The 11717-nt window shown below is 61.9% G+C and carries 13 protein-coding genes; 8 read left to right on the plus strand and 5 right to left on the minus strand.

Translation table 11 applies throughout. From position 1 onward, the window contains the following. Positions 1–128 precede the first annotated feature (128 nt). From C8K18_RS04050 to C8K18_RS04080, 7 genes are all read left to right on the plus strand, one after another. Complete coding sequence (locus C8K18_RS04050) at positions 129–815, plus strand: hypothetical protein (RefSeq protein ID WP_107706707.1); 687 nt, start codon at positions 129–131, stop codon at positions 813–815. Next, on the plus strand, positions 803–1372 hold the full coding sequence (locus C8K18_RS04055; RefSeq protein ID WP_132384540.1) for a hypothetical protein: 570 nt from the start codon (positions 803–805) through the stop codon (positions 1370–1372). Before C8K18_RS04050 ends, C8K18_RS04055 begins: the two co-directional genes overlap by 13 nt. 91 nt (positions 1373–1463) lie before the next feature. Further along, positions 1464–2006, plus strand: coding sequence for a hypothetical protein (locus C8K18_RS04060; protein ID WP_107706709.1), 543 nt, complete (start codon positions 1464–1466; stop codon positions 2004–2006). 76 nt (positions 2007–2082) lie between these two features. Continuing rightward, on the plus strand, positions 2083–2553 hold the full coding sequence (locus C8K18_RS04065; protein WP_107706710.1) for a hypothetical protein: 471 nt from the start codon (positions 2083–2085) through the stop codon (positions 2551–2553). A gap of 7 nt (positions 2554–2560) precedes the next feature. Beyond that, on the plus strand, positions 2561–3061 hold the full coding sequence (locus C8K18_RS04070) for a hypothetical protein (protein WP_107706711.1): 501 nt from the start codon (positions 2561–2563) through the stop codon (positions 3059–3061). Between the two features lie 49 nt (positions 3062–3110). After that, a complete protein-coding gene (locus tag C8K18_RS04075) occupies positions 3111–3548 on the plus strand; it encodes a hypothetical protein (RefSeq protein ID WP_107706712.1) in 438 nt (145 codons plus the stop codon). A 330-nt stretch (positions 3549–3878) separates the two neighbouring features. Then, positions 3879–4214: a hypothetical protein gene (locus tag C8K18_RS04080; protein WP_107706713.1), complete on the plus strand. Its 336-nt coding sequence runs from the start codon at positions 3879–3881 to the stop codon at positions 4212–4214. A gap of 14 nt (positions 4215–4228) precedes the next feature. Here the strand turns inward: C8K18_RS04080 and C8K18_RS04085 are convergent, their stop codons facing one another. Then, the gene (locus C8K18_RS04085) at positions 4229–5308 is read right to left on the minus strand and encodes a site-specific integrase (RefSeq protein ID WP_107706714.1); all 1080 of its coding nucleotides are present in this window, start codon (positions 5306–5308) and stop codon (positions 4229–4231) included. Positions 5309–5540: 232 nt separating this feature from the next. Between C8K18_RS04085 and C8K18_RS33045 the strand changes: the two genes are divergently transcribed. Next, positions 5541–5819 (plus strand): hypothetical protein, encoded by a 279-nt coding sequence (locus C8K18_RS33045; protein ID WP_132384541.1) that lies wholly within the window; start codon positions 5541–5543, stop codon positions 5817–5819. A 47-nt stretch (positions 5820–5866) separates the two neighbouring features. Here the strand turns inward: C8K18_RS33045 and C8K18_RS04090 are convergent, their stop codons facing one another. The 4 genes from C8K18_RS04090 to C8K18_RS04110 form a co-directional block, all read right to left on the minus strand. Beyond that, positions 5867–6898 (minus strand): site-specific integrase, encoded by a 1032-nt coding sequence (locus tag C8K18_RS04090; RefSeq protein ID WP_107706715.1) that lies wholly within the window; start codon positions 6896–6898, stop codon positions 5867–5869. A gap of 459 nt (positions 6899–7357) precedes the next feature. Continuing rightward, the gene (locus tag C8K18_RS04100; RefSeq protein WP_029971605.1) at positions 7358–7843 is read right to left on the minus strand and encodes a DUF2147 domain-containing protein; all 486 of its coding nucleotides are present in this window, start codon (positions 7841–7843) and stop codon (positions 7358–7360) included. Positions 7844–8109: 266 nt separating this feature from the next. Then, complete coding sequence (locus C8K18_RS04105) at positions 8110–9831, minus strand: ShlB/FhaC/HecB family hemolysin secretion/activation protein (protein ID WP_107706822.1); 1722 nt, start codon at positions 9829–9831, stop codon at positions 8110–8112. Between the two features lie 339 nt (positions 9832–10170). Continuing rightward, positions 10171–11556, minus strand: a complete 1386-nt coding sequence (locus C8K18_RS04110) for a collagen-like triple helix repeat-containing protein (RefSeq protein WP_107706717.1) — start codon at positions 11554–11556, stop codon at positions 10171–10173. Positions 11557–11717 lie beyond the last annotated feature (161 nt).

Raw genomic sequence — 11717 nt, forward strand, 5'->3', positions numbered from 1 at the left:
TTCTCGGCAGAGCACCCCCTCATTTTCGCCTTGAACCGGACCCTTGCTGGACAAGGCTTTGCGGGTATGAGGTTGTCAATGTTGCCAAGTTGTTCACAACCCTACCTATCAACATAAGGAGTAAGCCTTTGCGTACTGAGGTCAGTAGTAGTTCGCTGTTGTGTAAGCAGGTTGCTAGCGCGGTCACTGGCAATATCGAAAAGTTCAGCGCAGAGCAGTTATCGCGGGCCGCGTCGTTCGGCGTGACGCTGGACACAGTAACGAAGGTGTATGTCAACGATGGCACTAAGACTTGGGCGACCGTGCTTGCGGAGTTGCTATGTGGCGATCCCTCATTAGCCGCTCTGTCTGGGCCTGAGTTAGCCAAGGTGCTGACCAACCGTATGAACCTCGACAAGCCATTTAGCTATGTCAGGCTCTCCAAACCGCTGTCGGTAAAGCAAACGGAAAGGGTGCACTCGATACTTCGCAGCCACGGCTACAGTACAGCCAACGTGCGGACCGGCCTCGGCATCCGCGACAGTGTTGCCGCAGGCGCTGTCGCTGTGACGGAACGCTCGCATACGGTACGAACGCAGTTCAAAGCGGATGGCGTGTTCCTCGGCGACAAGTTCTATCCCTACGTGCCTGTGCTCGCGAAGTCGGACGAACCGTGGTATCGACTCGGCATAAGACTCGCTGGGGACTGTCTGCCGCTTCGTCATGTTCTGACGATACGAGGCATCGGTATTCAAGAATTCATTCGGGCGGACTCCGCAGCGGTGCGCGAAGCAACACCCGCAGAATTGAAGGCACGGCGCGCATGCCTGCGATGATTCGTCGCCATCACGATCCGCGCTTTGCCTTACACGGTCAACAGCCGCGAAGTAAAAGGTTGACCGGACGCCAGCGCGAAATTTGTATGGCTGACGAGGCATTCGCGGAGGCGCTGCGTGCGCGGGTGGCGAATCCCGCACGATGGGAGGCGTTCATTGACGGGCGGTCATGGTTCGAAGGCCGGGAATGTAAGCGGTGCGGCAGCACTCGGCGGCGTGTCCGTAGTTGCGATTGTTACGACTGCATGTTGACGGCAAACCGTAGCGACTGGTCGTTGATGCTAGCCAACGTCATGCCCCCATCAAAGAACACTCGCGATGGCTATCTAGACCGGCTGGAACGCACCAAACGCGAGCGGCAAGGCGAGCACGAGACCTTCACCTGCGGCGCGTTCACAGCCATTCAGTATCCGACAGGACGCCTCGCCGTTTACTCGCGTATTCACCATATCCACCAGCCCGACCTGAGCCGGTTAGAAGGCGTTCAGGTGCATGCAATGTGTCAGCGCTATCCCGACCTCCTAGAGGTGCTGCGCTGGGCTAACTGGATCGACTGAAGCACAGAGCGGCAAGGGCCGTATAGGGCCTCAATCGTCGGCACACTCCGCTATACCGGGGAGGCCATATCGAGTTAAATAAGGAGTACACATGAGGCTAAGCGGTCAGAGCCACAACAGCGGCGAAGTGCATCCGTGGGCATATCTACCCAGCGGTGAGCGCATCAACATGTACGCCGACCCAACTGCATTCTGCATTGCGCTCGGTCTGCAACCCAGCGGACAGGTCACGGTGGGACAGGCGAAACTGGCCGTTCACCAGATGCTCGGTTCGATGGCTCGCGCAAATAGCAGTTCCTCGGCTATGACCGTTGGTTCGTCGTTCGGCATCACAGACGACAACGCGCCGCCGAGTCAGCGAAACGTCCGATTCACGATGACGCATATCGAGCCAGCATTGCGGTACGCGAGCGCAACGGGTGATATGTCGCCGCTCGAAGGCTATACCGACATCGTTGTTGGCCCTGACGGTCGCCCGGCTATTGACGCCTCGCAAGGATATGGCGTAACCGGAACAACGAGGGGCTTCGGTGCGTTAAAGGCGGCTAAGGAGGAAACACATCAGCGTGACGCGATTGTGCAAGCGGCGGCGCGTGACGTTGCCGCATCAAACAGCACGGTTATCGAGCGGTGATTTTCGCCGTGCGCGAACGGCACCGAATTTGTCGCGCCCGCGAAGGGGCGTCGATCAACGAGCGAAGGGAACACATATGGACATCAAGAAGATGAATAGTGACGAACTGAGAAGCGCACTCGCACAGGCAGAGAAGGATGTTGCGCTGTACGCACGACTCAAAGCGGCGGGAAAGTTGTTGGCCGAACTGCAAGCCGAGCAACGTGCTCGGGCCGAGGCGTACGCACAGGAGCAGGCGAGCAAGCTAGAGCGCGCAGTCATCCGCTGGGAGGTTCGGGGTATTGAGTTCAAGTATGCGACCGAGACGAAAATCACGGATGCGCGACAGGTCACGATGTTTGATAAGGATGCACGAACCGAAGTGAAGATCGCGCTGGAGAACATGGATGCCTTCCAAAAGGCGGCGTTGTTGCGTGTGCCCGAGAAGCTGCCCGCAGACATTCTCGCACTTGCCGACACGCCGGAAGCGGCCCTCGAACGCTGGCTTGTTGCTCGTCGCCGTGGTTTCCTCGCACAGGATCGCGCATATGTCAGCACGCTTATCTGAGTCGGCTATGAAGGCGACGAACAAGGCGACCACGCGCAGCGTGAAGCCGCCCACGCGTCGGGTGTCGCGCAGCATGCCAGTGCAGCCGCTAGCCACGGTGCAAGTCCGGCCTCGCACGCTGAAGGCATCACCGAAGCGTGAGGTGTCTGATGCTTTGCATGCGCTGCGCGAGGAACTGCGCGACGCGGAGGCGTACTGGACGCGCCAGTATCGTTGGGTCGCGGAGGTCAAGCGGATGACGCCTGAGCAGATCATGCGGGCGTGGCAAGTCGCAGAGGACTGGCAACTGCGCAGTCTCGCTCTACAAGCGCTCGAAGTTGACCCGTTGTTACGCCTGGAACTCACCCTGTTCAAGGAGACGGGCGGAAAGGGTGCTGATGGGGAGTACAGTCCGCCCAGCGAGACACTTGCGCAAGTGCTTGCCGTGATGGTGGATAAACATCCGGTACGCCATCCGTGCGTCATCAGTCGCGACATCCTTAACGTTAAGAACGGACTGGCCGCATAACTCGTCCCTTAGTGGGGCACGTCATCATTATCATTAAAGAGGACTACAAATGGGTTTCCTTGGCAATCTTTTCCACGCTCTTACCAATCCTAACCCCTTCAAGGCAGCGTCTGACGTTGGCAAGTTGCTGGGCATCGACCCGCAGGCGCAGGCCGATGCTATTCGACAGGCGGCAGCGACGCAGGCCGCAGCAGAAATTCAGGCTGCGAATACGCAGGCAGAGGCGACGCGTCAGGCGTCGCTGGCACAAACCGCGATGCTCAACCAACAGGCGCAGGCCGCCGCACAGGCGCAGCAGGCAACGATTAACCAGACAATCCTTTCCAACAAAATTGCTGCCATGCAGACACAGCAGCCGCAAACGCAGATTGACCTGACGAGCAGCACAGTTGGTGATGGCTCCGATCCACGAAGGAGATATATGGGTAACGGTGCAGGGTCGAGCGTCGGTGCTAGCAGCGGCGGCATGGGTATTCGCCTCACCTGATAGGCCGTCAAGGGCCATAACGTTCGGGGGTACAGTAGACCGCGCTGCAATGTGTCAACAAACAATGTGGGACACCGAAATATCTTGACCTCCATTTCCACGCGCTCGTAAACTTTCTCTGTCGCGCAATCATGCGACCGGGTTTGGCGACCCGCATCATGTAACATTCGGCTGCTTAGCTGTATTGCATTGCGTGTTCTACGGACGGGCAATGGCGGGGAGACCTTGCGGTCTGCCGGGTGCTTACGTGACCGGTTCGCCAACCTCGCTATATGCCCGTCCACCTCGTTTGGCGACGAGAGCGGGCCAACTCACGTAAGGATCGCAGCCATGCAAACTACCGCCGCAGTTTCCCAACAAGTCACCCTGTATTTCCCCCTTTCCCGTCTCGATGGTAAGCCCGATAACACTCCGCTGACTATCGCGGCAGAGCTGGCAGCGCGGGGCTTCGCGTTTACGTCGGGCGAAGTGTTCGAGGTATCACACGGGCATGGTATTGAACGTACACTGGCGCTGACGGGCACAACGCCGCCCGGCTCGCGTAGCGTGTGGATGCCTCGCCTTGCGTCTGCGATGCGCAAACTGTGCACGTACTGTATCGACATCGACGAGGACGACACCGCCGAACTCACAGCAAAGCTCGACGGCACGGTCCTGACTAACTGAGGGGTGGGCGCGGCTTACTCGCCGCCCGGCTTCCTGTCCAGCTTCCTTGCGAGGTCGCCCATTTGTAGATGGGTGTAGCGCTTCAGCATTTGCAGCGTTTGATGCCCTGACATTTGCGCGACCTCCATCGGATTCAATCCCTTCTCGAACATCCGGCTGATCGCTTCGTGCCGCAAGTCGTGAAACCGCAAGTCTTTGATGCCTGCGCGGCGGACAGTGCGCTCGAAGCACTCCCCGACAGCCACAGGGGTAAGGCCCGGAAACACGCGAGGCGGCACCTCACAGCATCGCCGTCGCGCCCACTCCCGAAGCTCGTGCAGTATCTTCAGTAATTCGGCAAGCGCTCGCGATGACAATCCAACGCCACGAGACGCCCCGGTCTTGGTCTGCGTGAGATGGACTCGACGTTTGTCGAAGTCGATTCGCTCCCATTCAAGTTCGATGATTTCCTTGCGTCGCATGCCCGTCTCGACGGCTAACACGATGATGCGTTGCATGTAGCTGCTCGCAGCCTCGCACGCTTGCAGCAGCCTTGACTCCTCGGCGGGCGCGAGGCGTCGTTCCCTCGGTGGATTCTCGCGTGGGCGTCTTATCAAACGGAACGGATTGCAGTCGATTTTGATGCCCCATTCGATACGGGCAATCTCGATAACATGACCAAGCAGATTGATGTCTCGATTGACCGTCGAGCCGGTAACGCTCTTGAGGCGCCAATCTCGCCACTCCGCAACCTGAATCGGACCGAGGGTGATAACGGGACACCGGGCAAGCGGGTGCTTCAGAAGCCCACGGATGCGCCAACCTTCTTCAGCTGCGGCGCGTTTATCGGGCGTGACGCGCTCCACGTACCGCTCTAACAGGTCTCCCAGTGTCAAGCGATCCGGCGGGGCGGACTCGGCGATCTTGCGGAGAGCTATATCTACGGCGCGTTGTTCGTCCCGTTTGTCTAGCTCGTTCTCTACGGCCTCGGCCCATAGAACGGCCTGCATCCGGCCCGGAAAGCTGCGAGAGAGGGGAGGGTAGCCCGATCGGCGAATACGGACCTGAAACGTGACGTTGCCGCGTGTGTCGCGGCGTTCGGTGATAGTTGCCATAGTGGGCCTCCAAGAAAGATGAAGGACCCACGGATGTACTTCCCGTGTTTTCGCCTGCTCGTGGACTGCCGCAGCGCGAGGTCAATTGCGTAACGGCAGTATGCACTGTCGCATGTGGCAAACGCGTGAACCAATTGCATCGCAAACTGCTACTAAAGTTTGACCTTCTACTGCCGATAGCAGTATTGCGAATGCTTGAAATCACGTCCAACACGAGAGAGAGGGTCACACAATGAGTAATCTGGTCTGCCCGCATTGCCGCACGCAGGTTCCGAGAGGCGCGACTGTTTGCACCGGCTGTCAAGCAGAGGTCAAGTACGGTCCAGCTAATGGCTTGTTTGGTGGGGCGCTGGTGGTTGCGGCTTTGATCGGCCTCAAGGCTGGGCACTTGCTTTCGGGTGTGCCATACAGCGGCTGGGTCACCGGTCTAGTGGTGTTTGGCGGGCTGTCGATGCTGATTAATAAGGTCTACAGTGACAGGGTGGTATTCCATCGCGTCTATCGGACCTGAACGCGCAGCGGCTTCGCTTCGATGAGAACGGAGCCGCTTGCCTCACATCAACCGAGGCGCAACGCCAGTTCCTCGGCTCGCAAGTGCGTGTAACGCTTTAGCATTTGCATGGTCTTGTGCCCGGTGATCGACGAGACCTCCATTGTGTTGAAGCCCTTCTCGAACAGTCGGCTCGTGGCCTCATGGCGCAGATCGTGGAAACGTAAGTCAGGCATACCGGCCTTGTCTCTCGCTCGCATGAAGGCGTGCCGGATCACCGTAGCGTCGATATGGGCGAACGGGCCGTCAACGCGTTCAAGGGAAACGCCCTGATATTTGTACTGTCGCGCCGTCTTCATTTCCTCTATCGCCGCGAGGGCGCGAGAGGAGAGCGGCACAACGCGAGCGTCGCCGTTCTTTGTCGTCGGCAGCACGGCATATCGCCGGGCCGTGTCGATATGCGCCCACTTCAACGCCCGAATTTCGCTCTGTCGCATCCCTGTCTCGATGGCAACAATGACGGCGGGCGCGAGGTAGGGACAGCGCGAGGCACGGCAGGCCGCGAGCAACCGGGCCTCCTCGCCATCCTCCAGCCGTCTATCGCGTGATGCGTTAGCCTTGGGCCGTCTGACCCTATGGAAGGGGTTATAGACGAGGTGCACGCCCCACTCGGTGCGGGCGGTCTCGATTGCGCGGCCTATGACGTTCATTTCTGACGTGACAGTTGAGCCGCTGACGTGCTTGATCCGCTCGTCTCTGAAATCCGCTGCCGCTCGGCGCGTGATGTTCGCCAGCGCAAACTGCGCGATGGGCATGGCGATCAACTGCCGGATTCGGTAAGTCTCGGGTTTCGCGCCTTTGTGGTTCGGCACAACCTCGTCGAGATACCGCTGCAATACCTCCTTGAGTGTTGTCTCGCGTGCGTCCTTCAAATCGACGGCATGACCTTTATCGTACGTTTGCTCGGCCTCGCGTGCCCATAGTTCGGCTTCTGTCTTCGTCGCAAAGGATTTGCTCAGCGTCGGAAAACCCTTGCGCCTAACGCGGGCCTGCCAGCGGCGGTGCGGTGCTTGGTCGGTTCGTTTTGTGATGGTTGCCATGTTCACTGTCCCAGAAATGTCCCAGAATGAACAAGCAACACCGCGCAAGTACAGCCGAGCCGCCTGTGGCAAGGCTGAAGGGACCCGTCGTATCAAACCTGTCATCGCCGCTTCAAGGCGTGGTATCAGTCCGGCGTGCTCAAGCGCGTCATGGAACAGTTGTTCGGCGCCGCCAGCGAAGAACTGTGCGCAATGATGGAAGCACGCATGCGCACGCATCTGAGCGCGGAAAAGAAAAACGTCGCTGCAGCGCAGAAAGCGCCGGCTCCGGTGGCCCCTGCGGTATATACCCCGCCGCCGGTCAATCCGTTGCCGTCGTCTCCGTTTGCTTTCACGTCGCCCTTCAAACACGCTGCATGACGATTCAAATCACGCGACATCACGTAGAAAAAACGGCCGAACGATCATCTCGTCGGCCGTTTTCTTTTTTCGCTCGCGCGCCGGGTTAGCGCGTCTTCGCTACTGCTGACGAACCCACGTTTGCGAGCGCCCGAGCAGCGACACGCCAATATACCCGCGCACCACCAGCTTGTTCCCGCCGTCTTCCAGGTGCATCTTGCACTTGTAGAGCTTGCCGTTTTCCGGGTCGAGAATCTGCCCGTGATCCCAGGCATCGCCGTCTTTTTTCATGTCATCGATGATCGTCATGCCGAGAATCGGCTGATCCTTGCGCGCATCGGTGCAGGCGGTACAACGGCGATCGGGTTGGTCGTTCGGACCGAGACCCTTGATCACCTTGCCGCTCAGCGTGCCGTTGCCGCTGTCGACGATCTGCACGAGCGCCTTCGGTTGGCCGGTGTGATCGTCAATGGTCTGCCAGGTGCCCACAGGCGTGTCGGCTTGCGCCATCGCGGTGACGGCGCTCGCGAGCAGCACGCCGGCCAGCGCGGCCTGTTTCGCTGTACGAAGCGCGATCGCGCGGGCACGTTGGGTGAACTGCATCATTGTCTTCCTCCTTGATAAAAGACGGCGCGATCGTGGTCGCGCAGCGTTATTGGCATCGCGTGAGGCGCGAGCCGCGTGATGCCGCGTGATGCCCGGTGATGCCGCGTGATGCCTTTAGGTTCTCCCGACGCGCGCCGCACACGGGGCTCGGCTGGCGGCTCTGGCGCGGCCGCTTGATGCGATCGATGCAGAATACGTGATGTGCGCGCGAAAGTGCGCGCACGGTTTGATAGTGGAACCTCTAATCGGAGCAGGGCACTCGCCGCTCAATTGAGCTGATACGAGAACGTCGCATTGATGCGCGGACTGCGCGACGCGCTTTCCACTGGAGCATCGCCGACCGCCTTCGCCACGGAAAGATCGAGGCTGTAATACTTCGCGTCGCTGATGCGAAAGCCGAACGCAATCGACGCAAGCCGCGACGGCGACGGCGTGCCCGCGTGCAGATAGACGCGCGCCATGTCGAACGAAACGTAGGGCGTGAACGTGCGCAGATAAGTGAAGCCCGGCGTGAACGCACGGTTGATCTCGAACATGGCGCCCCAACCCGAATCGCCCGACGCTTCGCCCGGCTGATAGCCCTGCGCAAAACGCTGCGCGCCGAAGGCGATCTGCTCGGACGTGGGCAGCGACACCGCACTGTACTGCCCCGTCAGCGAAATCGCCGTGCCGATCTTCAGCGGCCACTCGTTGGTTTGCGAAAAGCTCGCACCTGTGCGCACGAAATTGATCGAAGCTGGATTGTTGATGCTGGTGCCGGGCACGTTCGAATCGCCCGATTTCGACGCGCCGAGAATGTCGAACGCCTTCGCCACGTTGATGCTCGCGCGGCGCACCTGGCCGGTTCCGACGCTCGCGTAATCGGCTTGCAACTGCATTACGCGCACTTGCGAGCGCAGACCGATCTGCGCGCCGTTCACCTGATTGTGATAGCGGTCCTCGTTGCGCGACGCGTAGACGGAAGCCGTGCCGATCACGCTTTGCGTATTGCTCAGCAGAAGCGGATACGCGAGCGAGCCGCCGATCTTGTCGTTGATGACCGTGCGCTCCACATACGACGGCAAACCCGGATTGTTGACCGGATTGCCGCGATAGTGCGACGCGTCGAGCTTCGAAATCAGGCCGTTGCTGCCGATCGGCACGGCGGCATGCGCGGCCAGATAGGTGACGTTGTCGCGGCCTTTCGGCAGCAGCGCCGACACGCTCAGTTGCTCGCCGAGCGCGGTGAGGCCGTTCTCGGTCGCGGTCAGCAGACCTTGCACGCCGGGATGATTGAAGTCGATGCCCGTACTGACGTCGAAAGGCTTGCGCTCCACGTTGAGCGCGAGCGTGGTCGCGCCGTCGGTGTTTTGCGGCGGTGGCACGTTGGCCGCGACCTTCACGCCGGGCAACAGTCCGAGCACGTTGATGTAGCGCTCGAAGGTCGCGCGCCGCAGCGGCCGGTCGGCGGTGATGTGATCGGCGATCGCGCGAATCCGGTCTTCCACGGCGCCGGCCCTGCCGGTCACCTTGACGGCGGACACGTAGCCTTCCACGACGGTCACGCGCACGACGCCGTCGTCGAATGTCTGCGCGGGGATGAATGCGAACGAGAGCGCGAAGCCGCGGTCCTGGTAGAGCTTGGTCACGCCATTGGCCACCTGGATCAGATCGCCGATGGTCGTGTCCTTGCCGACGAGCGGCGTGAAGCGCTGCGCGACGTCGTCGAACGGAATGGACTTGACGCCTTCGACCTGCACGCGCGTCGGCGTGAGATGGCGCGCGAGCAGTTCCTGGAGTTGAGGCGCCTGGGGCGCGACCTGCACGGTCACGTTCGGGCCTTTGTCGGGCGCCTTGATCTGGGGGAGGGAGTCGAGCGGATTGCCGCCCAGCGTACTACCGCCTGCCGTCGGTGCCGGGCGCGATTGCGCGTGCGCCGGTGCTTGCCATGCACTCGCGGCGAGCGCCGCGAGCACGAAGGTCCAGGTGCTGCCGTACCCGAGTTTCATCGGATTGTCCTCGTATGCCATCTTGTTTTACGGGCGCCTGTCGATGCGCGGCATGGCCTTGCCGCCTGACGGCGCCCGCTTATGTATGGCCGGACGAACTTTGCCGTCCCACCATGTATTACGTCATGCAGTGCACGAAGCTTGAATGCAGCGCCCATCGCGCGGAGTGTCGCGGGCATCGACGGCGAGCCTCGCAGCCGCACAATCGAAGCGTGTTCGTTTCAGCAGGCGTCGCGCGATGAGTCTCACTGTCTTTGCGAGCGGCATCGGCGGGAACCGTGGAGTGTTCCGGCCGATGCCACGCGCGCCGCATCCGCGCCTCAGCACCGCTTATGCGGACTACTTACGATTAACCGGCAGGAGGCCGCCGACCAGCGTCGTCAGTCCGCTCGCCGGATTGCCCGACGCGCCAGCGGAACCGCCGGAAGCCGTCGAGCCCGCCGCGCCGCTCAATGTGCCGGTAAGTTGCCCGACGAGAGCCGTCACGGGCCCGAGCGCCTGAGCGCCGCCGCCGGAACCGCTTGCCGTACCGCCTGCAACGCCGGACAGCGCGCCGCCCAGCGAGGACAGCGACGACAGCGGGCTCGCTGCGCTGCCCGTGCCGCCGAGCGTCGATGTCAGCGAGCCGAGCGGTGCGCCGCTCAGGCCGGAGCCGAGGCCGGCGAGAGGCGTGCCTCCGAGCAGCGTCGACACCGAGCCGAGCGGATTGCCGCCCAGACCGAGACTGGCCAGCACGCTTTGCAGCGGGCTCAACGGGCTGCTGTTCGACGGCGGTCCGTTGGCCACGCTCAGATTCGTGTTGCCGACGAGGCTCGTAATCAGGCCAGGAATCGGCAGTGCGCCGTTCGGGCCGTTCGGATTGACGAGGCCGCCGGCGTTCGTCACCGTGTTGCCGAGCGAGGCGACCAGCGCGCCCGCATCCGCGCCGACCGGATTGCCGCTCGCCGCGCCGATCTGCGAGCCGGCCGAGCTGAGCGCGCCGCCCACCTGAGCCAGCAGACCGCCGACCGGCGCGCCCAGGCCCGTCTGCGTGCCGGCCGCCTGGGTGACGAGACCCGCGGTCGTGACGATCGGCGTGATCGCGGTGCTGAGCGGCTGCGTGACCTGCTGGACGGGCACGGAGCCGAGCGTATTGCCGAGCGTCGCGCCGCCCGCGTTGAGCGCCGTTGCGGTGGTCGAGAGCGCGCCGGCCAGCGGCGTCGTCACCGGCGACAGCGGCGCGAGATTACCGCTGCCCAGGCCGTCGACGGCGGTGCTCAGTCCTTGCACGACACCGCTCGTCGAACTCACCACGGAGCCGAGGCCCGCGACGGTCGCGCCGACCGGGTTCGGCGTCGCGCCGATCTGGCCGACGCCGCTCGTCACCGCATTGGCAAGCGAGTTCAGCGTGGCGCTCGTGCCCGACACGGCGTTGCCGAGGCCTTGCGTGACTTGCGGGCTGAGGCCGGGAATCGTCTGCGCGGCGATCAACGCGCCCAGGTCGTTGGTCGTCTTGGCCGCGCCGGTAACGGCGCCGGAAGTCCCGGTCGTGGTCGTCGTGGTGCCTCCGCCGCCCGTCGATCCGGAGCCGCCGCCGGTGCCGGTGCTCGCTGTCGGCGGCGAGTTGACGGTGCTGCCGCCGCACGCGGCGAGCAGGCCGGCGACGGCCACCGCGATCAACGGAGTGCGCAGCGACAGAAAGGCGCTCGCGGCGGGGCGGCGGTTAAACAGGCGGTGCGTGGACATGTGTGCTCCTCAATGCCTTTTCTGGCGATCGTGTTTGCTGCTGGAACGTGCCGTTTGTGTGGTGGGTGGCGGCGCGTGGTGTTTAAGGCCGGGTTCGAAGCCGTGTTCGAAGCTGCATTCGAAGCCGTGTGTCGAGCCCGGTTGGAAGCGTGCTCAAAGCC

It is taken from the genome of Paraburkholderia sp. GV068 (assembly GCF_003058125.1).
Taxonomy (GTDB): Bacteria; Pseudomonadota; Gammaproteobacteria; order Burkholderiales; family Burkholderiaceae; genus Paraburkholderia; species Paraburkholderia graminis.

Excerpts from the sequence above, each read along its gene's own strand:
- C8K18_RS04055 (WP_132384540.1), top strand. The coding sequence starts at position 803 with ATGCCTGCGATGATTCGTCGCCATCACGATCCGCGCTTTGCCTTACAC.
- C8K18_RS04060 (WP_107706709.1), top strand. The coding sequence starts at position 1,464 with ATGAGGCTAAGCGGTCAGAGCCACAACAGCGGCGAAGTGCATCCGTGG.
- C8K18_RS04065 (WP_107706710.1), top strand. The coding sequence starts at position 2,083 with ATGGACATCAAGAAGATGAATAGTGACGAACTGAGAAGCGCACTCGCA.
- C8K18_RS04070 (WP_107706711.1), top strand. The coding sequence starts at position 2,561 with ATGAAGGCGACGAACAAGGCGACCACGCGCAGCGTGAAGCCGCCCACG.
- C8K18_RS04075 (WP_107706712.1), top strand. The coding sequence starts at position 3,111 with ATGGGTTTCCTTGGCAATCTTTTCCACGCTCTTACCAATCCTAACCCC.
- C8K18_RS04080 (WP_107706713.1), top strand. The coding sequence starts at position 3,879 with ATGCAAACTACCGCCGCAGTTTCCCAACAAGTCACCCTGTATTTCCCC.
- C8K18_RS04085 (WP_107706714.1), bottom strand. The coding sequence starts at position 5,308 with ATGGCAACTATCACCGAACGCCGCGACACACGCGGCAACGTCACGTTT.
- C8K18_RS33045 (WP_132384541.1), top strand. The coding sequence starts at position 5,541 with ATGAGTAATCTGGTCTGCCCGCATTGCCGCACGCAGGTTCCGAGAGGC.
- C8K18_RS04090 (WP_107706715.1), bottom strand. The coding sequence starts at position 6,898 with ATGGCAACCATCACAAAACGAACCGACCAAGCACCGCACCGCCGCTGG.
- C8K18_RS04100 (WP_029971605.1), bottom strand. The coding sequence starts at position 7,843 with ATGATGCAGTTCACCCAACGTGCCCGCGCGATCGCGCTTCGTACAGCG.
- C8K18_RS04105 (WP_107706822.1), bottom strand. The coding sequence starts at position 9,831 with ATGAAACTCGGGTACGGCAGCACCTGGACCTTCGTGCTCGCGGCGCTC.
- C8K18_RS04110 (WP_107706717.1), bottom strand. The coding sequence starts at position 11,556 with ATGTCCACGCACCGCCTGTTTAACCGCCGCCCCGCCGCGAGCGCCTTT.